24 protein-coding genes are annotated in these 24,265 nt (G+C 70.6%); 14 read left to right on the top strand and 10 right to left on the bottom strand.

All coding sequences use genetic code 11. The features are described 5' to 3' along the window. Window positions 1-2 precede the first annotated feature (2 nt). Complete coding sequence (locus EGM46_RS02720) at window positions 3-929, bottom strand: SDR family oxidoreductase (RefSeq protein WP_125098619.1); 927 nt, start codon at window positions 927-929, stop codon at window positions 3-5. Between the two features lie 90 nt (window positions 930-1,019). On the opposite strand from EGM46_RS02720, the gene EGM46_RS02715 reads away from it, so the two are divergent. Then, window positions 1,020-1,502, top strand: coding sequence for a MarR family winged helix-turn-helix transcriptional regulator (locus EGM46_RS02715; protein ID WP_125098618.1), 483 nt, complete (start codon window positions 1,020-1,022; stop codon window positions 1,500-1,502). 38 nt (window positions 1,503-1,540) lie between these two features. Here the strand turns inward: EGM46_RS02715 and EGM46_RS02710 are convergent, their stop codons facing one another. Further along, the gene (locus EGM46_RS02710; protein WP_241156140.1) at window positions 1,541-2,782 is read right to left on the bottom strand and encodes an MFS transporter; all 1,242 of its coding nucleotides are present in this window, start codon (window positions 2,780-2,782) and stop codon (window positions 1,541-1,543) included. Window positions 2,783-2,956: 174 nt separating this feature from the next. On the opposite strand from EGM46_RS02710, the gene EGM46_RS02705 reads away from it, so the two are divergent. The 8 genes from EGM46_RS02705 to EGM46_RS02670 all read left to right on the top strand — a co-directional run bounded on the left by EGM46_RS02705 (window position 2,957) and on the right by EGM46_RS02670 (window position 10,070). Further along, window positions 2,957-3,937, top strand: a complete 981-nt coding sequence (locus EGM46_RS02705; RefSeq protein WP_125098617.1) for an ABC transporter substrate-binding protein — start codon at window positions 2,957-2,959, stop codon at window positions 3,935-3,937. A gap of 98 nt (window positions 3,938-4,035) precedes the next feature. Beyond that, window positions 4,036-4,860: an ABC transporter permease gene (locus EGM46_RS02700; RefSeq protein ID WP_125098616.1), complete on the top strand. Its 825-nt coding sequence runs from the start codon at window positions 4,036-4,038 to the stop codon at window positions 4,858-4,860. Further along, window positions 4,857-5,681: an ABC transporter permease gene (locus EGM46_RS02695; protein ID WP_125098615.1), complete on the top strand. Its 825-nt coding sequence runs from the start codon at window positions 4,857-4,859 to the stop codon at window positions 5,679-5,681. The genes EGM46_RS02700 and EGM46_RS02695 overlap by 4 nt, the downstream gene beginning before the upstream one ends. Further along, complete coding sequence (locus tag EGM46_RS02690) at window positions 5,674-6,474, top strand: ABC transporter ATP-binding protein (protein WP_125098614.1); 801 nt, start codon at window positions 5,674-5,676, stop codon at window positions 6,472-6,474. The genes EGM46_RS02695 and EGM46_RS02690 overlap by 8 nt, the downstream gene beginning before the upstream one ends. Before the next feature lie 14 nt (window positions 6,475-6,488). Further along, entirely contained in the window at window positions 6,489-7,340 is an 852-nt protein-coding gene (locus EGM46_RS02685; RefSeq protein ID WP_125098613.1) for a PaaX family transcriptional regulator, read from the top strand. A gap of 149 nt (window positions 7,341-7,489) precedes the next feature. Beyond that, complete coding sequence (locus tag EGM46_RS02680; RefSeq protein WP_125098612.1) at window positions 7,490-8,257, top strand: 3-oxoacid CoA-transferase subunit A; 768 nt, start codon at window positions 7,490-7,492, stop codon at window positions 8,255-8,257. Then, a complete protein-coding gene (locus EGM46_RS02675; protein WP_125098611.1) occupies window positions 8,254-8,904 on the top strand; it encodes a 3-oxoacid CoA-transferase subunit B in 651 nt (216 codons plus the stop codon). Before EGM46_RS02680 ends, EGM46_RS02675 begins: the two co-directional genes overlap by 4 nt. Then, window positions 8,901-10,070 carry a thiolase family protein gene (locus tag EGM46_RS02670; protein ID WP_125098610.1) on the top strand — a complete coding sequence of 390 codons (1,170 nt, stop codon included), beginning with the start codon at window positions 8,901-8,903 and terminating at the stop codon, window positions 10,068-10,070. Before EGM46_RS02675 ends, EGM46_RS02670 begins: the two co-directional genes overlap by 4 nt. A 13-nt stretch (window positions 10,071-10,083) precedes the next feature. Here EGM46_RS02670 and EGM46_RS02665 read toward each other — a convergent pair whose 3' ends face one another. Further along, a complete protein-coding gene (locus tag EGM46_RS02665; RefSeq protein WP_125098609.1) occupies window positions 10,084-11,097 on the bottom strand; it encodes an aldo/keto reductase family protein in 1,014 nt (337 codons plus the stop codon). Window positions 11,098-11,153: 56 nt separating this feature from the next. Between EGM46_RS02665 and EGM46_RS02660 the strand changes: the two genes are divergently transcribed. Continuing rightward, window positions 11,154-11,963 carry an IclR family transcriptional regulator domain-containing protein gene (locus EGM46_RS02660; protein WP_125098608.1) on the top strand — a complete coding sequence of 270 codons (810 nt, stop codon included), beginning with the start codon at window positions 11,154-11,156 and terminating at the stop codon, window positions 11,961-11,963. 27 nt (window positions 11,964-11,990) lie between these two features. On the opposite strand, the gene EGM46_RS02655 is transcribed toward EGM46_RS02660, so the two are convergent. Continuing rightward, complete coding sequence (locus EGM46_RS02655) at window positions 11,991-12,821, bottom strand: aldo/keto reductase (RefSeq protein WP_125098607.1); 831 nt, start codon at window positions 12,819-12,821, stop codon at window positions 11,991-11,993. A 121-nt stretch (window positions 12,822-12,942) separates the two neighbouring features. On the opposite strand from EGM46_RS02655, the gene EGM46_RS02650 reads away from it, so the two are divergent. The 3 genes from EGM46_RS02650 to EGM46_RS02640 all read left to right on the top strand — a co-directional run bounded on the left by EGM46_RS02650 (window position 12,943) and on the right by EGM46_RS02640 (window position 16,907). Beyond that, entirely contained in the window at window positions 12,943-13,470 is a 528-nt protein-coding gene (locus tag EGM46_RS02650) for an HPP family protein (protein WP_125098606.1), read from the top strand. A 201-nt stretch (window positions 13,471-13,671) separates the two neighbouring features. Next, window positions 13,672-15,840, top strand: coding sequence for an ATP-dependent Clp protease ATP-binding subunit (locus tag EGM46_RS02645; RefSeq protein ID WP_125098605.1), 2,169 nt, complete (start codon window positions 13,672-13,674; stop codon window positions 15,838-15,840). Window positions 15,841-15,947: 107 nt separating this feature from the next. Beyond that, entirely contained in the window at window positions 15,948-16,907 is a 960-nt protein-coding gene (locus tag EGM46_RS02640) for an aldo/keto reductase (RefSeq protein WP_125098604.1), read from the top strand. Here the strand turns inward: EGM46_RS02640 and EGM46_RS02635 are convergent. Continuing rightward, complete coding sequence (locus EGM46_RS02635) at window positions 16,904-18,109, bottom strand: glycerate kinase (protein WP_125098603.1); 1,206 nt, start codon at window positions 18,107-18,109, stop codon at window positions 16,904-16,906. The two genes, EGM46_RS02640 and EGM46_RS02635, sit on opposite strands and share 4 nt — an antisense overlap. A gap of 94 nt (window positions 18,110-18,203) precedes the next feature. Between EGM46_RS02635 and EGM46_RS02630 the strand changes: the two genes are divergently transcribed. After that, window positions 18,204-18,857, top strand: a complete 654-nt coding sequence (locus EGM46_RS02630) for a TrmH family RNA methyltransferase (RefSeq protein ID WP_241156144.1) — start codon at window positions 18,204-18,206, stop codon at window positions 18,855-18,857. Between the two features lie 130 nt (window positions 18,858-18,987). Here the strand turns inward: EGM46_RS02630 and EGM46_RS02625 are convergent, their stop codons facing one another. From EGM46_RS02625 to EGM46_RS02605, 5 genes are all read right to left on the bottom strand, one after another. Further along, window positions 18,988-19,815, bottom strand: coding sequence for an ABC transporter permease (locus tag EGM46_RS02625; RefSeq protein WP_125098601.1), 828 nt, complete (start codon window positions 19,813-19,815; stop codon window positions 18,988-18,990). Continuing rightward, window positions 19,812-20,753 carry an ABC transporter ATP-binding protein gene (locus EGM46_RS02620; RefSeq protein ID WP_125098600.1) on the bottom strand — a complete coding sequence of 314 codons (942 nt, stop codon included), beginning with the start codon at window positions 20,751-20,753 and terminating at the stop codon, window positions 19,812-19,814. Before EGM46_RS02620 ends, EGM46_RS02625 begins: the two co-directional genes overlap by 4 nt. 174 nt (window positions 20,754-20,927) lie before the next feature. Then, window positions 20,928-22,109 (bottom strand): N-methyl-L-tryptophan oxidase, encoded by a 1,182-nt coding sequence (gene solA / locus EGM46_RS02615; protein WP_125098599.1) that lies wholly within the window; start codon window positions 22,107-22,109, stop codon window positions 20,928-20,930. A gap of 42 nt (window positions 22,110-22,151) precedes the next feature. Beyond that, window positions 22,152-23,306, bottom strand: a complete 1,155-nt coding sequence (locus EGM46_RS02610; RefSeq protein WP_241156138.1) for a tyramine oxidase subunit B — start codon at window positions 23,304-23,306, stop codon at window positions 22,152-22,154. 298 nt (window positions 23,307-23,604) lie between these two features. Continuing rightward, entirely contained in the window at window positions 23,605-24,141 is a 537-nt protein-coding gene (locus EGM46_RS02605; protein WP_125098598.1) for a TetR/AcrR family transcriptional regulator, read from the bottom strand. Window positions 24,142-24,265 lie beyond the last annotated feature (124 nt).

Here is a 24,265-nt window from a genome sequence, read left to right as displayed (position 1 = left end):
GACTACGCCTGCGGGGGCCGCAGCTCGTCGGGGAGCGGCGGGAACGACTCACCGACCGATTGGAGCTGTGCGCCGATCGTGCCGGGGAATGACGCGGCGAGGGCATCGACGCTCCAGCCGCCCTCGTGGTACTCGCTCAGCACCGGCTCGGGGTGCGACCAGAGCTGCAGGCGATCTCCACCAACGCCGATCGCCTGGCCGGTGACCCCGGCAGCGGCGTCCGAGGCGAGGTATGCGACGAGCGGGGCGACGTCGGCGGAGGTGCCGAAACCGAGACCGTGGCGGAAGAAGCCTGGCATCGCCTCGCCCTGTGCGTCCGCCTCAACGGCAGCGTGGAAGTAGGGAACGGTCGCCGTCATGGCCGTTGCCGCGACCGGAATCACGGCGTTCGCGGTGATGCCGGCCTTCTTGAGTTCGAGCGCCCAGGTGCGCACCATGCCGACGATGCCGGCCTTCGCCGCGGCGTAATTCGTCTGGCCAAAGTTGCCGCGCTGGCCGGTGGGGGAGCCGATGCAGATGATGCGGCCGCCCTCGCCCTGCTCGCGCATGCGCGTCGCTGCCTCGCGCACGCAGGTGAACGTGCCGCGCAGGTGCACGTTGATCACCGTGTCGAAGTCGTCGTCGCTCATCTTCCAGAGCACGGTGTCGCGCAGCACGCCGGCGTTCGTCACGAGGATGTCGAGCCTCCCGTAGGTGTCCACCGCTGCGGCGACGAGCTGCGCTGCGGTCTCGCTCGGCCCGACGGGTGCGACCACCGCGGTTGCGGTGCCGCCGAGCGCTTCGATGCTCGCCACCGCTGCAGCCGCGGTGGCTGCGTCGACATCGTTGATCACGACTGACGCCCCCTGCGCGGCGAGTTCCTGAGCATAGGCGAGGCCGAGGCCGCGGCCGGATCCGGTGACGATGGCGACTTTGCCTGCGAGTGACATGGGTGCTCCTTCTGCTTGTCGCTCAAGTACACCGAAATTAATTGAAGAAGTCAATCATTATATTTTTCAAGGGTTGCTAGACTGGGGTGCATGAAGGACGCCGAACGGGACGCACCCGGATACGATCGCGACTGGGAGCGCCACTCGCTCTCCGACGACCTGAGCTTTCTTCTCGCCCGCGCAAACGCGCTCTCGCTCGCCGCGGGAAACGCCGCGCTCCGCCCGTTCGGGCTGCGCGTTCGCTCGTACCCGGTGCTCGCGCTCGTCTGCGATGGACTGCGCCCTACGCAGCGCGAACTCGCAGACTTCCTCCGCCTCGACCCGAGCCAGGTCGTTGCGCTCATCGACGGCCTCGAAGGGCGAGGGCTCCTCGAGCGCCGCCCGGACCCCCGCGATCGCCGATCAAAGGTGCTCGTCGCGACTGCGGAGGGACATCGCCTGTACGAGGCGGCGCACGCCGCAGTGCTCTCCGCGGACGGGGATCCGGCCGCGCAGCTGACGCCAGCCGAGCGCGAGACGTTGACGGGGCTCCTCCGGCGCGTGGCGTTCGGGCCGCCGCGCCCGGCCGACTAGGCCGCGGGGCTGGGCCAGGCTGCACGCTGATCGCTGCGCTACGGTCGCTCGAACACCAGGCGGTCGCGGCCGAGCACGGCGCCGGCGATGAGCTGGGCGAGGCCGACCGCGAGGAGCAGCGCCAGCGGCGCGAGCCACTCTCCGCTCGCCTCGTGCACGGCACCGAACGCGATGGGGCCGGTGGCGGCGATGAGGTAGCCAACCGACTGCGCCATGCCGGAGAGCGCGCTCGCTGACGCGTGATCCGGGGCCTTGACCGCCATGAACAGCAGCGAGATGCTCAGTGACGCCCCGGAAGCGCAGCCACCGAGCAGGATCCAGGGCAGCGGCGTGTCCGGGGTGAGCACGAATCCCGCGAACGCGCCGGCGATGATCGCCGGGATGAGCGCGGGCAGGATCCGCTTGAGGCGGCCGCGGTACAGCAGTGGGACGAGGAGCGAGCCGCCGATCGCGACGATCTGGTACAGCATGGATTCGATGCCTGCCTCGACGGGGGAGCGCCCGGCCGTGGTGGCGATCGGTGCGAGCCAGGTTGAGATCATGTAGAACAGCGCGGCCTGGAGCCCCATGTAGACCCCTACCCACCAGGCGACGGGATCGCGCCAGATCGCGCGGCCCGATCGCGCCGCGGCGCCCGCCAGTGCCGGGGTCGCCTCGAGGAGTGGCGACGCAGGCTGCTGCGGGACGCGCGGGGCCCTCGTAGCTGCGATCCAGACGACGAGGGCGACCGGGATCAGCGCCCCCGTGGTGAGGAGCGCGACGCGCCAGCCAAGTTCACCGCTGCCGGCGTCGAGGTGCGAGATCGGAACGACGACGCCGGCCGAGACGGCGCCGAGCCCGCCGAGCAGCGCGGTGTACACGCCCATCACGAGCGGGACGCGGTCGCTGAAGTCGCGACGAATCACCGCGGGGAGCAGCACGTTGCCGACCGCGAGCGCCGCGCCAATGAGTGCCGTACCGAGCCACAGTGCGAGTGGGCCGCCGGGGATGGAGCGCCACACCGTGCCGATCATGAGTGCGACGAGCGACCAGGTGACGGTGCGGGACAGGCCCAGTCTGACGCTGAGGCCGTGCGCGAGCGGTGAGACGAGTGCCCAGGCAAGCAAGGGCACCGATGCGAGGCCGCCGAGCACGGCAGGACTGACGCCCTGATCTGCGGCGATCTGTTCGAGCAGCGGCCCGACACCCGTGATGGTCATGCGCATATTGATGGCCACGAGGCAGACCGCAACGAACAGCAGGCCCCAGGGGCGTGCGGTGGTCGGCTCAGGGGTGGTCACGCCTGGACCCTATCGTGCTCGAGCCACATGACTGGAAATTTTGCGCGCGTACTGAATTCGCGAATTCGTGACGATCGTGCAGAAAGAGTTGACAATCTATTCGGTGTGATCCACGATGAGTGAGATCGGCCCGCGAGAGCGGGAGTCAAAGATGACTCAAGAGAGGTCTGTTCAATGAAGAAGAGAATCGCGCTACTGGGAGCCCTTGCTGCTGCGACCCTCGCCCTTGCGGGGTGCTCCGACTCCGCCGCTCCAGCGGCAAACGACGGCTCATCGACGCCCGAGAGCGGCGAGCTGCGAGAGGTACGCGTCGCCGCGCTGCCGATCAGTGACTCGATCGCGGTCTGGGTGGGCATCGACGAGGGGATTTTCGAGAAGCACGGCCTCGATGTCGAGATCCAGCCGGCGCAGGGCGGCGCACAGGCCATCCCGGCGCTGCTGAGCGGCGACATCCAGTTCGCGATCGGCCAGCCGTTCGGGCCCTTCCGTGCCGGGCTGCAAGACCTCGGCATCACGGTGTTCAGCAACTTTTCGAGCAGCCAGCCGAGCGGTGACGATGTGAACGGGGTCGTCGCGCTCGCCGACTCTGGGATCGAGCGGCCAGCGGACCTCGCGGGTAAGAAGGTGGCGGTCAACAGTCTCGGCGCGGCCGGGGATCTCACGATCAAGGCGGCGGTTGACGCGGACGGCGGCGATTCGTCGACCATCGAGTTCGTTGAGGTCGCGTTCCCCGATGCGGCGGCGCAGCTCGATGCCGGCAACATCGACGCCGCGTGGGTGCCGGATCCGTTCCAGAAGCAGATCGCTGCCGAGGGCACCCTCGTGATGCACCCGTACCAGCAGGTGCTGCCCGGGCTCACCGTGCTGACGAACTTTACGACCACCGAGCTGATCGAGAGCGATCCCGAGCTGGTGAAGTCGTACGCGGCTGCGATGGCTGAGGCGCTCGAGTTCACGAACGAGAACGAGGACGTGACGCGCGCGGCCATCGAGACGCACCTCGACATCCCGAAGGAGGTCGCCGCCGGACTGACGCTGCCGAACTATGACGCGGAGCTCGACCTTGAGCAGATCGGCGAGCTCGCTGACCTGGCGGTGAAGTACGGCGTGCTCGACAAGCGCCCGGACATCGACGCGATCTTCACTCAGTACTAGGCCGCACGCGTAGCGTCTGAGCGCCGCCGATCGCGGTGGTGCTCAGACGCGTCCGCGCCGCCGCCGCCTCACACACCCAGCTCCACTGAAAGGGAGATATGGCTCTCGCCGCAACGGCCCAACCGCGACAGCGCTCAGCGCGAGCGCGGCAGGCCACTCGAAAGGCAGCACTCGGCGCTCTCGGTGTCGTCGGGTTCCTCGCCACCTGGCAGCTGCTGCCAGCACTTGGGGTGGTGAACCCGGCACACTTTCCGAGCGCCACCGCCACGATCGCGCGTCTCGGGGCCGAGACGCTTGACCTTGAGTTCTGGCGAAACGTTGGCCGCACGCTCACCGCGTGGGGCCTCGGCCTCGGCCTCGCTACGGTGCTTGCGCTGATTGTCGGCACCGTGGTCGGGATGGTCCCGTTCCTGCGCCGCGCCACGCACACCGTGGTCGAGTTTCTCCGCCCGATCCCCTCGGTCGCCCTGATCCCGCTCGCGGTCCTGAGCTTTGGTATGCGGCTGGAGGCGGCGCTCGTCATCATCGTGTTCGCGAGCTTCTGGCAGGTGTTCGTGCAGGTGCTCTACGGGGTTGCCGACGTTGACTCGGTCGCGCGCGATACGGCGCGCAGCTTCTCGCTCACGCGGAGTCAGGTGCTCGGCAGGGTGGTCCTGCCGACCGCGCTGCCGTACCTGATGACCGGGTTGCGGCTCGCGGCCTCCGTGGCTCTCGTCCTCGCTGTGACCGCGGAGATGACGATCAGCAACCCCGGTCTCGGCAATCGGCTGATGCTCGACTACAGCAACGGGGATCAGACCGGGGTCTTCGCGATCGTGATCGTGACCGGGATGCTCGGTCTGATCGTGAACCTCATCTTCGGGGTGGTCGAACGTCGCGCGCTGTTCTGGCACCAATCAGTTCGCGGGGAGGACCCAGCATGACGCTGTACACCAGCACACTCGTGGTGCCACGGCAGAAGTCTCGCGTCTGGGCGAAGCTCGGCGAGAACACGCTGTACGCACTCGGGCTCCCGCTGATCCTGCTCACGATCTGGGGCGTCTGGGGCACGGTTGCACCCGGCCGCTTCTTCCCCAGCCCGTTTGTCATCGCCGAGGCGTTCGTGCAGACCTGGGTGGGCCCCGCGTTCACCGCCGATGTGCTGCCGAGCCTCGGGCGTCTCGCCCTCGGCATCGTGCTGTCGGTCGGTGTGGGCGTCGCGGCGGGCACGCTCATCGGCCGGGTGCGTTGGCTCCGCGAGCTCCTGACACCCGTGCTCGAGTTCTTCCGCGCGATCCCGCCCCCGGCGCTCATCCCCATCATCGCGGTGCTGATTGGCGCGACCGACTCGATGAAGATTGTGGTGATCGTCGCCGGCTCCATCTGGCCGGTCCTGCTCAACACGATCGACGGCGTGAAATCGGTTGATTCGGTGATGCAGGAGACTGCGCGTTCGTTTTCGCTGACTCCCGCGCAGCGGCTGCGGTACCTGATCCTGCCCGCCGCGAGCCCGCGGATCATGGCCGGGGTGCGGCAGACGCTCTCGATCGCGCTCATTCTGATGGTGATCTCCGAGATGTTCTACTCCTCCTCGGGGCTCGGCTATCAGATCGTGTTCTTCCAACGGAACTACCTCATCGCTGAGATGTGGAGCGGCATCGTGCTGCTCGGACTCATCGGGGTGTTCCTCGCAGCAATATTCGGTGTGGTTGAGCGGCGCGTCTTGCGCTGGTACCACGGAACTCGGGAGGTGGAGCGTGCCTGACACACTGCTCACAGTAGAAAACTTGCGTAAGGTCTACGAGTCCTCGACCGGCAGCGTCGAGGCGATCGGTGACATCAGCTTCTCGATGAAGCGCGGTGAGCTCGTCTGCATTGTCGGCCCGTCCGGCTGCGGCAAGACGACGCTCCTGAAGTGCATCTCCGGCCTGTTGCGCCCAACAAGCGGCCGCGTTGCGCTCGACGGTGAGGCGGTGACTGCGCCACCGGCGAACATGGCGCTCGTGTTCCAGGAGTACGGGCGCAGCCTGTACCCGTGGCTGACGGTGCGCGGCAACATCGAGCTGCCGCTCAAGCACCGCCGGATCAGCGGACCGGAACGTACGCGTCTCGTCGACGACGCGCTCGTTGCGGTTGGCCTGGAGCACGCGGACACGAAGTACCCGTGGCAACTCTCCGGCGGCATGCAGCAGCGCGTCGCGATCGCCCGCGCGGTCGCGTATCAGCCGGAGGTGCTCATCATGGATGAGCCCTTCGCTGCGGTCGACGCGCAGACACGAGCCGATCTCGAAGACCTCGTGCGTTCGCTGCACCTCGACCGCGGGATGTCGATCCTGTTCGTCACCCACGACATCGACGAGTCGGTGTATCTCGGCGAGCGGGTCGTCGTGCTCTCCAAATCCCCGACCTGGGTGCAGGAGGATCTGGCGATCGACCTCGCCCCGGAGCGGGACCAGATCACCACGCGAGCGCTCCCACGCTTCACGGAGCTGCGCACGCACGTGTACGAGCAGATTCAGCGCGCGAAGCGCGGCGAGGCTGCGCGCCCGAGCGTGTGAGATATAACCGGAGTATGAGCGCAGCGGACGTGGCACCCGAGTCGGGTGCGGAAGGCGAGATTCGCTACGCGCATCCACGGCGGTTCGTGCTCTCGTTGCTCGGTGAGCTGCGGCGGTTCGGCTACGAGGGGCCGTTCCGGGCGGTGACGCTGATCCAGGTGCTCGCCGGCGCAGGAATCTCAGCGTCCGCCGCGCGCGCCGCGCTCGACAGGTTCGCGGTGCGCGGCCTCCTCGAGCGCGAACGTGCCGGCCGCGGTGTCAACTACCGAGTGACTGAGCTCGCGAAGGAGACGCTCGATGACGCGTCCTCCCGCGTCCACGCGCCGCAGCCGTTCGCGCCGAGCGGTCCGGGATGGACGCTGGTCACGTTCTCGGTGCCAGAAGGGAAGCGAGGGGTGCGCCACCAGCTGCGCTCGGCGCTCACCTGGGCGGGGTTCGCGCCGCTCCGTGATGGGCTCTGGATTGGGCCGGGACAGCAGGATCCAGAGTGGTCGTTGCGGCGGGTGCGCGCCGAACTGCAGGAGGCTGATGTGGTTGCCTTCCACGCGCTCGATCTGGCGAGCTTTCCCATGGCAAACCGCGTGAGCGTCGCCTGGGACCTTGCAGCCATCCGGGCCGCGCACGAGTGGTTCCTCGACCGGTGGGAGGACACGGATGCTCGTGCGGACGACGTGCCCCCGCTCTCGCGGCTGACGCATCTCGTCGCGGACTGGCTGACGCTGCTGCGGCGTGACCCAGGTCTTGCGTGCGAGTACCTGGGCGAGGACTGGCCTGCGGAACGCTCGGCCGCCGTCTACCGTGCGCGGCGCGCGGAGCTCCAGGCGAGCGCCGGGGCCGAAGCGGCGCGTCTGCTCGAGTCGGACTAGTCACCGGGCACCGGCCCGCTGTTCCGCCGGGGAACCGCCCCCAGGGCTTCCGTCGGGGACGTCAGTGGCGTACGCTATTCGTAAAGCGAAAGATATTTCGCAAAGCGAATTTCTGGCACGAGGGCTGGAACGACAGAAACGGGGCACCGATGATCGACAAGACCGTCACGTCCGTCGAGGCGGCCGTCGCGGGGATCCCCGACGGGGCGACCGTGATGATCGGGGGGTTCGGCCGCGCCGGGCAGCCGGTCGAGCTCATCGACGCGCTGATCGCGCAGGGCGCGAGCGAGCTCACGATCGTGAACAACAACGCGGGCAACGGCGATGTTGGGCTCGCCGCGCTGCTCGCGAAGCGGCGGGTGCGCAAGATCATCTGCTCGTTCCCGCGTCAGTCCGACTCCTGGGTGTTCGACGGCCTGTACCGCGAGGGCGCGATCGAGCTTGAGCTCGTGCCGCAGGGCAACCTCGCGGAGCGGATCCGGGCGGCGGGTGCCGGCATCGGCGCGTTCTACACCCCGACCGGGGTGGGCACGCAGCTCGCTGACGGCAAGGAGACCCGCGAGATCGACGGCCGCGTGTACGCGCTCGAGTACCCGATCAGGGCAGACTTCTCTCTGATCAGCGCTCGGGCGGCCGACCGCTGGGGCAACCTCGTCTACCGCGAGACGGCGCGCAACTTCGGCCCCATCATGGCGACGGCTGCGAAGACCACGATCGTGCAGGTGGACGAGATCGCGCCGCTCGGGGCCATCGACCCGGAGACCGTGGTCACGCCGGGGATCTTCGTCGATCGCGTGGTCGCCGTTGGCGAGCGGCGCTGGCTCCGCGACGGCGAGTTCGTCGGCGGCGTCGACCTCGAGGGGCAGCCGCTGCCGGACACCGACATGGGACACGCTGAGCAGGAAGGCGCACGATGAGCACCGGAATCACCCGACAGGAGCTCGCCGCGCGCATCGCGGCGGATATCCGCGAGGGCGCAGTCGTCAATCTCGGGATCGGCGCGCCCACCCTCGTCGCCAACTATCTCCCCGCCGATCAGGAGATCATCCTGCACACGGAGAACGGGATGCTCGGGATGGGGCCGGCGCCAGCGGCCGGGCTCGTCGATCCCGATCTGATCAACGCCGGGAAACAGGCGGTCACCGCCGTCGCCGGCGCCGCGTACTTCCACCACGCCGATTCGTTCGGCATGATGCGCGGCGGGCACCTCGACGTGTGCGTGCTCGGCGCCTTCCAGGTCGCGGAGAACGGCGACCTCGCCAACTGGTCGACCGGGGCGCCCGGCGCGATCCCTGCGGTGGGCGGCGCGATGGACCTCGCGATCGGCGCGAAGGACGTGTACGTGATGACCGACCTCCTGACCAAGCAGGGGGAATCGAAACTCGTTGCCGCCTGCAGTTACCCCCTTACCGGGGTGGGCTGCGTGTCGCGCGTGTACACCGATCGGGCGATCTTCGACGTGACCGCGACGGGGTTCGCCGTGCGCGAGCGCTTCGGAGACACCACCATGGCCGAGCTGCGTGAGCTGACCGGACTGACACTGCATGAAGGAGCACAGGCATGACCGAGACGGTGATTTACGATGCGGTGCGCACGCCGTTCGGCCGCGCGGGCGGGGCGCTCGCCGGGGTGCGCCCCGACGACCTCGCGGCGACCGTGATGCGCGCCACGGTCGAGCGCACCGGCGTCGACCCCGCCGTGATCGGCGACGTGATCTTCGGCGACGCGAACCAGGCCGGCGAGGACAATCGGAACGTTGCGCGCTTCGGCGCGCTGCTCGCCGGGTTCCCCACCACCGTGACCGGTGTGACCGTGAACCGGCTCTGCGCCTCCTCGGTGGAGGCCGTGATCCAGGGCGCGCGTGCGATCGAGACCGGCGACGCCACGGTCGTGCTCGCCGGCGGCGTCGAGTCGATGAGCCGCGCGCCGTTCGTCGTGGAGAAGTCGGCGAAGCCGTGGCCGGCGGTCGGCAACCAGACCATGTGGAACACCGCGATCGGCTGGCGCATGATCAACCGCGAGCTGCCGACGCACTGGACCATCTCGAACGGCGAGGCGGCGGAGCAGACCGCGCGCAGCTGGGGGATCACCCGCGCCGCGCAGGACGAGTTCGCGGTGCGCTCGCACCGGCTCGCCGCTGAGGCGTGGGCCGCCGGGGTGTACGACCCCGAGATCGTGCAGGTCCCCGGCGCCGAGCTGGCCCGCGACGAGGGGATCAGGGACGACTCCTCGGTCGAGAAGCTCGGCGGCCTGCGCCCGCTCTTCGCCGCGGACGGCACCGTGACCGCGGGCAACGCGTCGCCGATCAACGACGGCGCCTCCGCGGTGCTGCTCGGCGCCGAGGGTGCGCTGCCAGGCGAACCCCTTGCCCGGATCACCGGGCGCGCGGCGCACGGCGTCGATCCCGATCAGTTCCCCACCGCTCCCATCGAGGCCGCCAACCGAGCGCTCGCCCGCGCGGGCAAGACCTGGGCCGACGTCGACGTCGTCGAGCTGAACGAGGCGTTCGCGTCGCAGGCGCTCGCCTGCCTGGCGGGGTGGCCGGAGCTCGACCCTGCGCGCCTCAACATCCACGGCGGTGCGCTCGCGATCGGCCACCCGCTCGGGGCGTCAGGCGGCCGGATCATCGGCCACGCCGCGCACGAGCTGCGTCGCCGCGGCGGCGGGGTCGCCGTGGTGGCGATCTGTATCGGCGTCGGGCAGGGCCTCGCCGTGGTGCTCGAGCGCTGACGCGCCCACGCGGCTACACGAGGCGTCGCTTCGGCGACACCCCGTACGTGTCCTCGGGGTCGCGGTTCGGGGTGTCGCCGAGGGCCGCGTCGATGGCGCGCAGCGTGTCGGCGTCGAGGGTGACGCCCGACGCCTGCACGGTGTCGGCGAGCTGCTCGGGGCGCGAGGCGCCGACGAGCGCCGCGGCGACCCCCGGGTTCTGTAGCACCCAGGCGATCGCGAGCTGCGGCATCGTCAGCCCGGCCTCGGCGGCGATCGGCCGCAGCCGCTGCACCGCCTCGAGGATGTCGTCGCGCAGATACTTCTGAATGAAGTCGGCCCCCGACTTCTCGTCGGTGGCCCGCGAACCGGTGGGCGCCTGCTGCCCGGGCAGGTACTTGCCGGAGAGCACGCCCTGCGCCATCGGCGACCACACGATCTGCGAGATCCCGAGCTCCTCGGACGCGGGGATGACGCGCTCCTCGATCACCCGGTGGAGCATCGAGTACTGCGGCTGGTTCGAAATGAGCTGCACCCCGAGCCGCGTCGCGATCTCGTGCCCGGCGCGGAGCTGCTCGGCGGTCCACTCGGAGACGCCGATGTAGAGCGCCTTCCCCTGGCGCACCACGTCGGCGAACGCCTGCATGGTCTCCTCGAGCGGCGTTTCGTAGTCGAAACGGTGCGCCTGGTAGAGGTCGACGTAGTCGGTGCCGAGCCGGGTGAGCGAGCCGTCGATCGACTCGAAGATGTGCTTGCGGCTGAGCCCCGTGTCGTTCGGCCCCATCGGGCCGGTGGGGAAGTACACCTTCGTGAAGATCTCGAGGCCCGCGCGACGCTGGCCCTGCAGTGCGCGGCCGAGCACGGCCTCCGCCGCGGTGTTCGCGTACGTGTCTGCCGTGTCGAAGGTGGTGATTCCGGCGTCGAGTGCGGCGTGCACGGTCTGCACCGCAGCGTCGTCGCCCACCTGCGACGCGTGGGTCACCCAGTTGCCGAACGTGATCTCCGAGATCTTGAGCCCGCTGTTGCCGAGGAAGCGATAGTTCACCATGTCCTCACTGTACGGCCGCGAGCCGCTAGCTCGCCCGAGCGGCTAGTCTGATTCTCGTGACTGACAGTGAACGCGCAGGTGCCGAGCCAGCGCCGGCCCCCGAGCAGGGCGGCGGCGACTTCGTGCAGTCCCTCGCGCGCGGCATCGCCGTCATCCGGGCGTTCGACGCCGAATTCCCCGAGCTGACGCTCAGCGAGGTCGCGCGGCGGGCCGAGATGCCTGCGGCGGCGGCCAGGCGGTTCCTCCGCACGCTCGAGGCGCTCGGCTACGTCCGCGCGACGGGCCGCTCGTTCGCGCTCACCCCGCGGATCCTCGAGCTCGGCTTCAGCTACCTCTCTGCCCTCTCGCTGCCCGAGGTGATGCAGCCCCACCTCGAACGGCTGTCGCGCGCGCTCGACGAGTCGGTGTCGGCCGCGGTGCTCTCCGACACGGACATCGTGTACGTTGCGCGGGTGCCAACGCGCAGGATCATGACGGTGGGCATCACGATCGGTACGCGTTTCCCCGCGTACGCGACGAGCATGGGGCGCGTGCTGCTTGCCGCGCTCCCCGCGGCGGAGCAGGCGACGCTCCTGAGTGAGAGCGGAGTGACGGCGCTCACGCCGCGCACGCTCGCCGAGACGCCCGAGCTGCGCGGGGAGCTCGACCGCGTGGCGGAGCAGGGCTGGGCGATTGTCGACGGCGAGCTCGAGGTGGGGCTCCGCTCGGCCGCGGCCCCGATCCGCGGCCGCGATGGCCGGGTCGCCGCGGCAATCAACGTGTCGACGAGCGCCAGCCGCGAGACGGTGGCGCGCCTGCGCGAGCACCACCTCCCGCAGCTGCTGGAGACCGCCGCAGCGATCGAGGCGGACCTCAGGCTGCTGTAGCCGGGTGTGGGCTGGCCGCCGTGCCGGCTAGTGCCCGAACTCGTCGGCGTCGTGGTGCAGCGGCGCCCCAACGTCGAGCGCGCTGATCGCCGCCATCTCCGCCGCCGTGAGCGCGAAGTCGAAGATGTCGAGGTTCTCCCGCTGCCGCGCGGGATCAGCGGACTTCGGGGCGGCAGCGTTGCCCTGCTGCACGTGCCAGCGCAGCGTGATCTGCGCTGGTGTCTTCCCGTGCGCCGCGGCCGCGTCGGTGATGGCGGGGGCGGCGAGGAACGCCCCGCCGCGGCCGAGCGGCGTGTACGCGGTCGTGACGATGCCGTGCGCCCGGTTCGCCGCCTGCACCTCCGGCTGCGTGTGCTCGGGATCGAGCTGGATCTGGTTCACCTCCGGTACGACGCCGGCCTCGATGACGCGTGCGAGGTGCGCCGGCGTGAAGTTCGAGACGCCGAGCGCCCGGATGCGTCCCTCCTCACGGAGCGCGGCGAGGCCGCGCACGGCGTCGACGTAGCGATCCTGATCCGGGTTGGGCCAGTGCACCAGGAACAGGTCGATCGTGTCGACCCCGAGGCGCTCGCAGCTGGCCTCGAACGCGGTGCGCACACCGTCGACGCTGTGCCAGGCGCGATTGAACTTCGTGGTGATGAACACCTCATCGCGGGGGAGCCCGGAGCGCCGGATCCCCTCGCCGACCCCGCGCTCGTTGCCGTAGTTCTCAGCCGTGTCGATGTGGCGGTAGCCGGCCGCGAGGGCCGCCGCGACGGCCTCCGCCGTCTCCGCGTCGTTCATGGGCCAGGTGCCGAGTGCCAGAGCGGGCATCGCGGCACCGCCGGTGAGCTGGATGGTGGGGGCGAGCGTGACCATGTGACTCCTTCGCGTCGGGTACTCCCACCATACGAGGCGCCGCCGACACGCGCCCGCATGACCGGCTCGGTAGGATACGCGAGTGCCGCGGCGGCGGTGCGTGAAGGTGAAGGAGTGGTCGATGCGTGGTCTCTGGCGTTCGGGGCAGCCGCGGCTGCCGTGGCGGCGACTCCTGCTCGCGGCGCTCGGCGTCGCGCTCGCGGTCGCCCTGCTCGGACTGCTCGGCGACACGGTCGACCTGACCCTGCTGTTTCTCGGCTTCGCCCCCAGCTGTCTCCTCGTGTACCTGCTGCCCGAGGCGCCCGTGTCGCAGCCGAGCGCGGTGATCGGTGGGCACGTCGTGTCGGCCATGGTCGGGGTCGGGGCCGCGCTGGTCGCGCCGATGGCGTGGTGGAGCGCGGCGCTCGTCGCGGGGCTCGCGACGGCGGCGATGGCGGTCGCGCGCATCATCCACCCGCCGGCGGTCGCGACCGCGGTGGTGGCGCTCGCGACCGGCGCCGGCTGGCAGTTCCTGCTGCTCCCGGCGCTCGCCGCACCCGTGCTGATCGTCGCGGTGGCGCTCGTGGTGCACCGCGTCACGGGTGTGCAGTACCCGGCGCCCGGCCTGATGGGCGGGGGCCGCGTGGAGCGCCACCCGCGGGAGCCCTAGCCCGGGAGCCCGAGCCCCGGAACCGGAGCCCGGGAGCCCCGGCCCTGCGCGGCGAGCGTTCATCGCACGTTCAGGAGTTTCTCTGGCGTGATTCGCGCCCGTCGGTTAAACTTGAGTCAACAACACTCAAGTTTGCGGCGAACGTCCGGCGCAGCCGCCCGGACGCCGTGCCGCGTGGCTCTGCGAACGGAAGGGACCCACATGCAGGCAAACTGGCAGCCCGCCCAGGGCGAGGGCGAACAGTCCGCCCTCGAGCAGTTCGGCGTCAACCTCACGGAGGTCGCCCGCTCGGGCAAACTCGACCCGGTGATCGGACGCGACTCCGAGATTCGCCGCGTGAGCCAGGTGCTCACCCGACGCACCAAGAACAACCCGGTGCTGATCGGCGAGCCGGGCGTCGGCAAGACCGCCGTCGTCGAGGGCCTCGCCCAGCGCATCGTCGCTGGCGACGTCGCCGAGTCACTGAAGGACAAGGAGCTCATCTCCCTCGACATCTCCGCGCTCATCGCCGGCGCGAAGTACCGCGGCGAGTTCGAGGAGCGGATGAAGGCGGTGCTCGCCGAGATCAAGGAGTCCGACGGCAAGTTCATCACCTTCATCGACGAGCTGCACACGCTCATGGGCGCTGGCGGCGGCGAGAGCTCCGTCGCGGCCTCGCAGATGCTGAAGCCCATGCTGGCCCGCGGCGAGCTGCGCCTCATCGGCGCGACGACCCTCGACGAGTACCGGGAGTACATCGAGAAGGACGCGGCGCTCGAGCGACGATTCCAGCAGGTCTATGTTGGCGAGCCGTCCGTGGAAGACACCGTGGCGATCCTGCGCGGATTGAAGGAGCGCTACGAGGCGCACCACAAGGTGACGATCGCCGACTCGGCGCTGGTCGCCGCGGCGGCGCTCTCCAACCGCTACATCACCGCGCGCCAGCTGCCGGACAAGGCGATCGACCTGATCGACGAGGCGGCGAGCCGCCTGCGCATGGAGATCGACTCGGCGCCCATGGAGATCGATGAGCTGCGCCGCGCCGTCGACCGGCTGAAGCTCGAGGAGCTCGCGCTCAAGAAGGAGAAGGACGACGCCTCGAAGGAGCGCCTCGCGAAGCTCCGCGAAGACCTCGGCGAGAAGCAGGCCGAGCTCGACGTGCTCGAGGCCCGCTGGGAGCGCGAGCGCGCGAGCCTCAACCGCGTCGGCGAGCTGCGCGAGAAGCTCGACCAGCTGCGCATGGCCGCCGAGGTCGCGCAGCGCGAGGGACAGCTGGAGAAGGCGTCCAAGCTGCTCTACGGCGAGATCCCCGTGATCCAGAAGCAGCTCACGGAGGCGGAGAACGCAGAGGCGGCCGGCGAGGTCGGCGGCGAGCCGCGCATGGTCAACGACCAGGTGACCGACGAGGACATCGCCGGCGTCGTCGCCGCGTGGACCGGGATCCCGGTCGGCCGGCTGCTGCAGGGCGAGACCGAGAAGCTGCTCGCGCTCGAGAGCGAGCTCGGCAAGCGCCTCATCGGGCAGGGGGACGCGGTCGCCGCGGTCGCCGATGCGGTGCGGCGCACCCGGGCGGGGATCGCGGATCCCAATCGACCCACCGGCTCGTTCCTGTTCCTCGGCCCGACGGGTGTGGGCAAGACGGAGCTCGCGAAGGCGCTCGCCGAGTTCCTCTTCGACGACGAGCACGCGATGGTGCGCATCGACATGAGCGAGTACGGCGAGAAGCACTCCGTGTCGCGCCTCGTCGGCGCCCCTCCCGGGTACGTCGGCTACGAGCAGGGTGGGCAGCTCACTGAAGCGGTGCGACGCCGGCCCTACTCGGTTGTGCTGCTCGACGAGGTGGAGAAGGCGCACCCCGAGGTGTTCGACGTGCTGCTCCAGGTGCTCGACGATGGGCGGCTCACCGACGGGCAGGGCCGCACGGTCGACTTCCGCAACGTGATCCTCATCCTCACCTCGAACCTGGGCAGCCAGTACCTCGTCGATCAGGATCTCGCCTGGCCCGAGAAGGAAGCCGCCGTGCGCGAGACGGTGCGGCGTGCGTTCAAGCCCGAGTTCATCAACCGCCTCGACGAGATGGTGATCTTCCACCCGCTCTCCGAGGAGAACCTTGCACAGATCGTCGAGCTCGCGATCGACCGGATGCAGCTGCGCCTCGCGGATCGCCGCCTCACCCTCGCGGTGACGCCGGAGGCGCGTGGCTGGCTCGCCGCGCGGGGCTACGATCCGAGCTACGGTGCGCGCCCGCTGCGTCGCCTCATGCAGAAGGAGATCGACGACCGCCTCGCGCGCGCGATCCTCTCCGGTGAGGTGCGCGACGGCTCGGCCGTGCGGGTCGACGTCGCGCCGGATCGCGGCTCGCTCGCCCTCGAGGTGATGCCGGAGCACTAGTCGCACGGGCGCGGCGCGGACACTCCGAGGAATGTCCGCGCCGCGCCCCGCGTTGGGGTGGGTGTGGCGCCGCCTGGGCGCCGCGCCCATTCCCCGAAGGAGTCGACATGGCAGAGCCCACCCGCATCAGCATCGGCACGTCCGAGCTCGAGATCACGCAGCTGGCACTCGGCGGCAACGTCTTCGGCTGGACCGCGGACCGCGACGCCTCCTTCGACGTGCTCGACGGGTTCGTCGCCGGGGGTGGGAACTTCGTCGACACCGCCGACGGCTACTCGCACTGGGCCCCAGGGCACACCGGCGGCGAGTCGGAAACGATCCTCGGCGAGTGGTTCGCCGCGCGCGGCGCACGGGACCGCGTCGTGCTCGCGACGAAGGTGTCGACGCACCCCGAGTTCTCCGGCCTCGCCGCCGCGAACGTGCGCGCGGCAGCCGACGCCTCGCTCGCCCGCCTCGGCACCGAGCACATCGACCTCTACTACGCGCACTTCGACGACGCCGACACCCCGCTCGAGGAGACCGTTGCCGCGTTCTCCGGGCTCGTCGACGCCGGGAAGATCCGCGCGATCGGGATCTCGAACTACACCGCGGAGCGGGCGGCCGAGTGGTTCAGCATCGCCCGCGCTGGCGGCTACCACCTGCCCGTCGCCCTCCAGCCGCACTACAACCTGGTGGAGCGCGACTTCGAAACGAACGGTCTGCGCGCGGTCGCCGAGGCCGAGGGGCTCGGGGTGTTCCCCTACTTCTCGCTGGCGAGCGGGTTCCTCGCCGGCAAGTACCGCGCCGCCGCCGACGCGACCGCGCCGGGCGCGAGCGACCGCGCCTCTTCCGCGATCGGCTACCTGAACGAGCGCGGGCAGGCCGTGCTCGCTGCCCTCGACGAGGTCGCCGCGGCGCACTCGGCCGAGATCTCCACGATCGCGCTCGCGTGGCTGCGCCAGCAGCCAACGGTGGCCGCCCCCATCGCGAGCGCGCGCACTGCGTCGCAGCTGGGCGCGCTCCTCGCCTCGCTCCGCACGGAGCTGTCGGGCGCGGAGCTTGAGCGGCTCGCGGCGGCGTCCGCCTAGTTCACTCGCGCGGGATCGCTGCGCCCCGGCGTTTCGGGCGGTCCCGCGGGGAACGCGAGCGCGCACGCGTGCGCCGCGGCCTCCGCGAGGAGCTCGCGTGCGTCGCGCTGGAGGGCGTCGAGCGAGGCCGGGCCCTGCGCGAGCGACAGCGCGGCGGTGATGCCGGCGGCGCGGCACTCCGCCGCGCTGAGCGCGACGGAGCCCGCGATCACCACCGTGCGCGGGCGGGAGGCGTCCGCCCGCGCGCTCCCCGCGAGCACGCGCGACACCACCTTGCCGGTGAGGGACTGCGCGTCGAGCCTCCCCTCCCCGGTGAGCACGAGGTCGGCCTCGCGGAGCGCGGCGTCCAGGCCAACGGCGTCCGCCACCAGCTCCGCCCCCGGCACGAGCTCCGCGCCCCACAGCGCGACCGGCCCGAGCGCGAGGCCGCCCGCCGCGCCGAGCCCGGGGAGCCGGGTGAGGGGCGGGCTCGCGTTCGGCGCGGCGAGGAGCTCGGCGAAGCGCCGCAGCCCCGCGTCGATCACCCCGATCTCCGCGGGTGTCGCGCCCTTCTGCGGGCCGAACATGGCGGCGACGCCCCGCGGGCCGACCACCGGGTTCTGGACGTCAACCGCGATCCGCCACCGCGCCTCGCGCACAGCGGGGAGCAGCCCGGCCGCGTCGATCCGCGCCAGCTCGGTGAGCCCGCGCGCCCCCGCCGCGATCGGCGAGCCATCCGCGCGCAGCAATCCCACGCCGAGCGCGCGCAGCATGCCGGCGCCGCCGTCGCTCGTCGCCGAGCCGCCGACGCACAGGAGCAGCTCGCGCGCACCCGTGCCGAGGGCGGCGCGGATCAGCGTTCCGACCCCCGCGGAGTCCGCGTCGAGCGCGCGCAGCGGTGCGTCGGCGACGTGCGGCAGCCCGTTCGCCTCGGCGGCCTCGATGATCGCGCGCGAGCCGTCGGCGCTCAGCCCGATCCGGCCGCTGCGCGGCCGACCCAGCGCGTCAGTGGTGGGCACCGTGGCGATGTCCCCGCCCCAGGCCGCCGTGAGGGCCTCGAGCGTGCCCTCGCCGCCGTCGGCAAGCGGCAGCTGCCGGATGCGGGCGGCGGGGCCGAGCGCAGCGCGCGCCCCGGCGGCGAGCGCGTGTGCGGCATCGGGTGCGGCGCAGCTCCCCTTGAACGAGTCGGGCGCGATCAGCACACGGACGGTGGGGGCAGGCATGCGCTCAGCATACGGGGCGGCGCGCGCCGCGTGCGCGGCCTGGGAGAATGGGCGGGTGAACCACATCGCTGATCCCGATCCCGCACGTGCCGCTGTGGCGGAGCCGGCCGCCCCGCACCCCGAGCGCACCACGGCCGGCGTCGGGCCGTGGCCGGGCGGGCGCGACGCGTGGCCGGAGGATGAGCGGTACGATCCCGAGCTGCTGGAGCACGGGGACACCCGCAATGTGATCGACCGGTACCGGTACTGGCGGATGGCCGCGATCGTGGCTGATCTCGATGAGCACCGGCACCCGTTCCACGTGGCGATCGAGAACTGGCAGCACGACATGAACATCGGCTCGATCGTGCGCAGCGCGAACGCGTTCGCCGCCGACACCGTGCACATTGTCGGCCGCCGCCGCTGGAACAAGCGCGGCGCGATGGTGACGGACCGCTACCAGCACGTCGAGCACCGCGAGGACATCGACGCGCTCGTCGCCTGGGCGCGTGCGGAGGGCGTGCCGATCATCGCGATCGACAACGTGCCCGGCTGCGTGCCGATGGAAACGTTCGACTGGCCGGAGCGGTGCGTCATGCTGTTCGGCCAGGAGGGGCCCGGCCTCACCGCCGAGGCGATCGCGGCGGCCGAGGCGGTCGTGGAGATCACCCAGTACGGCTCGACGCGCTCGATCAACGCGTCGGCGGCGGCCGCGGTGGCGATGTTCAGCTGGGTGCAGCGGCACTCCCCGCTGGTCCCGCGCGCCTGATCGCTCTCCCCGCCCCGGTCCGGGGCTCCGCCCCCTTCATTCGGCAAAATGCAGCGAGTCTGATCCGGATTCCGCGTGCGGAAACGGATCAGACTCGCTGCAATCCCGGCGGGCCGGGGGCCCGGACCTCTTACGCCACGTCTCGGCGCCAGCGCGTCAGCCAGCCGAGCAGCACCGCGACCACGCCGTAGGCGATGAGCACGGCAAGGCCGGCCCAGATCCCGAGCGGGGCCGCGCTCGCTGGCGCGGTCGGATCGATCGCCGACATGCTGTTCATCACGCTCGCACCGACGAACGCGTCGCTCGCGGCGCCGGGCAGGTACTTGGCGAGCTGCGCGCTCCAGTCCCAGAACCCGGCAGCCATCCGCAGCACCGGCTCGAGGAACTGCGTGAACACGAGAGTGATCACGATCGCGAAGGCCTGGTTGCCCACGAGCAGCCCGACGCCGAAACCGATTACCGCCCACACGCCGATCGCGACGATCGTGCGCGCGAGGAGCGCCCAGGTGTCCGCCGTGCCGAGCATCGGATCGCCCCCGGTCGCCGCGAGGATGCCGCCGCCGGCACTCACCGCGCCGATGACCCCGGCGACGCCGAGCAGCAGACCAACCCCGAGCAGCACCTTGACCTTGCCGAGCAGCACGATGCCCCGCCGCGGCTCAAACGTGAACGCGAGGCCCAGCGTGCGGTGGCGGATCTCGCCCGTCGCCATGAGCGCGCCGAAGATGAGCGGGATCACGTAGCCGAACGTCGCCACCCCCGAGTACACCAGGCCGGCCGTCTCCTGCGCCGGGAGCGCCACGCCGCCCATCTGGTCGGCCAGCGAGCCGAACATGAAGCCGAACGCCCCGGCCATCAGGGCCGAGTATGCGGCGAGGACGAGCGCGAGGATCCACCACAGCTTGGTGGCGCGGACCTTCCGCCACTCGGCGGAGACGCTGCGAATGATGCGGGTCATGCGAGGCCTCCCTCGGTGCTGCCGTTGATCAGGTCGAGGAAGCGCTGTTCGAGCTCCCCGGCTTCGGCGCTGAGATGCGAGAGCGGAACGCCGGCGGCGAACGCGATCTTCCCCACGGCGTCGGGATCCAATCCGGTGACGCGGAGGGCTGCGCCGTGCTGGCTGTGCACCTGCGCGCCCGCCTGCTCGAGGGCGCGCGCGAGCGCGGCCTGGTCGCTGCCCGCGACGCGCACGGGGGCCTGCTCGGCGCCGCGCTGCAGTTCGGCGAGCGTGCCGGCGAATGCGAGCTCGCCGCGCCGGATGACGATCACGTCGTCGACGGTCTGCTGGACCTCGCTGAGCAGGTGCGACGAGAGCACGACGGTTTTGCCCTGGCTGGCGAGGTGCCGGAGGAACACGCGGATCCAGCGGATCCCCTCGGGATCGAGGCCGTTGATCGGCTCGTCGAGGAGGAGCACATCGGGATCCCCGAGCAGCGCCGTGCCGAGCGCGAGCCGCTGGCGCATGCCGAGCGAGTAGCCGCCGGTCTTGCGGTCGGCGGCGTCGCTCAGACCGACGAGCGTGAGGATCTCCTCGACGCGCGCTTCCGGCAGGCCGATCGCGCGGCGGGCGATGTCGAGGTGCGCGCGCCCGGTGTGCGCCGGGTGGAAGTCGGCGGAGAGCGCGGCGCCAACCGTGAGGGCGGGGCGCTCCAGCGCCGCGTAGGGCGCATCACCGATGGTCGCGCTGCCGCTGTCGGGCCTGACGAGGCCGAGCGTCATGGCGAGCGTGGTCGTTTTGCCTGATCCGTTCGGCCCGAGGAAGCCGGTGACTCGGCCCGGCTGCGCGGTGAAGCTGAGCGCGTTGACCGCGCGCACCCTCCCGAAACTCTTGCTGAGCCCATCGACTCTGACTGGCAGTCCCATGCGCGTCCTCTCGTCTGGTGATGCGGTCGTCATGAATAACCCTACCCGAAGTAGAACTAATGGGACACCTGTGCTCTGGTCCCGCCCCCACCCCTGGCCCCCAGCCCACCCACCCCCAGTGAAAAGTGGCAAAGCGACCCTTCACGCGCGTGAAGGGTCGCTTTGCCACTTTTGGAATGGGGGCCAGGGGGGCAGGGGGCCAGGGGGCTAGTGGCCGCCGCCCGTGTAGGGGCCCGTCACCGCGAGGCGCTCCATGTGGGCGGGGAGCGCGAAGCGCGGATCCACCCCCGCCGCGTCAGGAGAGAAGCCCGCCGCGAGCTGGGCCGCCCACTCGCCGACCTTCGGCGCGAACTTGAAGCCGTGACCCGAGAGCCCGGTCACCGTCACGATCCGGCCGCTCGCGCTCTGGTCGACCACGGGGAGGCGGTCCGGCGTGTACGCGCAGTGGTGCACACTCTCGCGCACCGGCTCAAGGTTGATGCCCTCGAAGAGTTCGGCGGCGCGCTGCCCGATCCTGATCAGCTCTTCCCTGGTGTGGTGCGTCGGGACCTCGCTCACGTCGCGGAACACCGGCCACTCCGGGTTCGTGCACGCCTTGAACGCGTAGCCGTCGAAGCTCGGGGCGCCGAAGAAGTGCACCGAGCCAGCGTCGCGCAGGAACGCCGGGAACTTTTCCGGTACGAACAGGCTCGGGTCCTGTGGCATGAACCAGGTGAGGCCGAGCACCTGCAGTCGCAGCAGCTCGTCGAGCTCGGGGGACAGGCGCGTTGACCAAGATCCCGAGGCGACGACCACGGTGCGCGCGAGCCAGGCGCCCTGCGTGGTGCGCACGACGACCCCGTTCGGGCGCTCCTCAACGTCGATCACCGGGGTGTTGAAGAAGAGCTGCGCCCCGTTCGCCTCCGCGATGTCGAGCGCGCTCATGATCGCGACCTCGGGGCGGAGTCCGCCGCCGTGCGCGTCGAGCAGGCCAATATCGCCGTCCTGCACGCGGTGCTGCGGGTACTCAGCCCGCAGTTCCTCCGTGCTGAGCAGGCGGTGCTCGAGCTCGAACTCGCGCACCGTGCCGAGCGCGGTCACGAGATCGGGGAAGCCCTCGGGGGCGATACTGAGCGCGCCGACCTCCGCGTAGATGTCGCGGCCCGACTCGCGCTCGAGCTCGCGCCAGAGCTCACGCGAGCGCTGGATCATGCGCACGTAGGTGCCGCCCTCGTGCACCGCGGTGCGGAAGACGCGTGATTCGCCCGCGTAGGAGCCGTGCGAGTGCACGCGCCCGTACTGCTCGATCCCGACCACCTTCAGGCCCTCGCGCTTGCTGAGCTGCCAGAGCGCCATCGCGCCGACGGCGCCCGCTCCGATCACGATGACGTCGGTCTGCTGCAGATCCATGTGTGCTTCCTTCGTTGGAGGGGTGATGTTGGCGGGACTTCGCTAGGCCAGCGCCGGGGTGTCCCAGAGGTTGAGCTTCGTGCCGATGCCGTCGCGCACCGCGTTGCGGTAGACGTGCGTTGCCCAGGCAACGTCTTCGACGGGCATGCCGCCGACGGAGTAGATGAACACCTCGTCGTCGCTCGTGCGGCCGGGGGTCTTGCCCTGGATGATCTCGCCGATGTCTTCAAACTGCTCGGGGGTCATGCGGCCGTCGGCCACCCGATCGACGAGGTGCATGCCCCAGATCCCCACGGTTTCGTGCGCGGGGGCTGGGAGCTCCTCGGCCCAGGCCTGGTAGATTCTGCGGGCGTCGGCGACGTGGCGTGAGCGCACGGTGAGCGACTCATCGAGCGCGAGGTGCGCCGAGCAGCAGATGAAGGCGCCCGGCTTCACCCACTCGTCGCGCACGTGCGGGTAGTGCTCGGATCCCGAATCGCTCGGAACGGCGATGCTGACAATGTCGGATCCGCGCACCGCGGCCTCCATGTCGGCGACCTGCTCGATCGTGGTGATCTGGGGGAAGCGCTCCGTCGCCCAGGCGATAAACGCGTCGATACCCGCCTGGCCGCGGCCGGAGACCTTCACGGTGGTGATGCCGGGGCGCACGGCCATGAACGACTCGAGCGAGGTCCGGTTCATGGGGCCCGGGCCGACGATGCCGACGGTGGTGGCGTCCTCGCGCGCGAGGTAGCGGGCGCCGACGCCGGGGATCGCGCCGGTGCGGTATGCGCTCAGCAGGTTCGCCGACATGATGGCGAGCGGCGCGCCGGTGTCCTTGTCGTTGAGCGTGAACATGAGGATCGAGCGGGGCAGGCCGCGCTCCTTGTTCGCCACGTTCGAGCCGTACCACTTGCAGCCGGCCACCTGGTAGTCGCCGCCGAGGTACGCCGGCATGGCCATGAATCGGCGGTCGGGCCCGTCCACCGGCATGCCGGGGAACTCCTCGGTCTCGGGGAAGTAGATCTGCGCGCCGTGCGAGTTGTTCTCGGTGCCGGCCATGCGGTAATCGCCCGCGGCGAAGAGGGCGAGCATATCGGTCATGGTGTCCACGCAGGCCGCCATGTCGGTGACGCCGGCCCGGATCATGTCGGGTTCGTTCAGGTACAGGAAGTTGATCTGAGTGTCGGGGGTCGCGTCGCGCGTGGGTTCGGTCACGTCGGTGTGTCTCTTTCGCTGGCTGACCCGGGCGGCCGCGCCCGGGCACGGGCACCGCCGGTGGCGTCCGTGAGTGCCGCCAGCCTAAAACTATCCAAATGGATAGTCAAGTGCGGCGTGATTCGGGGGGAGCGCGCTGGCGCTGTCACCGCCCCCCCTCTCACCGGCCCCCTGGATCGGGGCCACTTGGGCAGGGTGTCGCCGCGCCTGCTCGCGCGACACCCTGCCCAAGTGACCCCGATCCAGGGGGCGAGGCGAGGGCGGAAAGAAGGAGGGAGGGAAAGGGAGGGAGGGAGGGCTACGCCGCCTGCGCGGAGACGAGCTTGCGAATGAGGCGGACGGCCGGCGTCACGTCCTCGGGCACGACGAGCTGCTTGAACACGATCCCGTCGAGCGCGAACCAGATGAGCTCGGTGAGCTCCGCGTCGGAGACGCCGAGCCGCGTGAGCTGCCGCCCGATCGCCTCGCGGTACGAGGAGTAGTGCAGCGCCGCGAGCGAACGCAGCTCGGGTCGGCGGCGAGACTCGAGCAGCAACTCGTACTGGAACGACTGGATCTCCGCCTCGCGGGCCGCGAGCGACTCGATGCCCGCGGCGAACTCGTCGCTCGTCAGCTCGGCCTGCAGCATGTTCGACTCGCGGAGGCTCTCGTGGATCGCGTACTCCATGGCCTCGGCGATGAGCTGATCGCGCGTCCCGAAGTGATGCCGAACGAGTCCGTGCGACACGCCAGCCTCGGCGGCGACCGCGCGGTAGGTGAGCGCGCGCAGCCCGCCCGCCGCGACGACCACCACGGTGGCGCGGATGAGGGCGGAGCGGCCGGTCGCGTCGTTCATGCTCTCGAGCGTACGCGAGATCGTGGCGCGGCCGGTGCCGCCAACGGCTGCGAGCCTCGGGGCGGCGGCACACAACCCGCACGCGCCCACGCCCCCACCCACCCCAAGCGATCCACCGCGTTGT

Source organism: Leucobacter chromiireducens, from assembly GCF_003917135.1.
Lineage (GTDB): Bacteria > Actinomycetota > Actinomycetes > Actinomycetales > Microbacteriaceae > Leucobacter > Leucobacter chromiireducens_A.
This window is presented reverse-complemented; position numbering and strand designations above follow the sequence as displayed.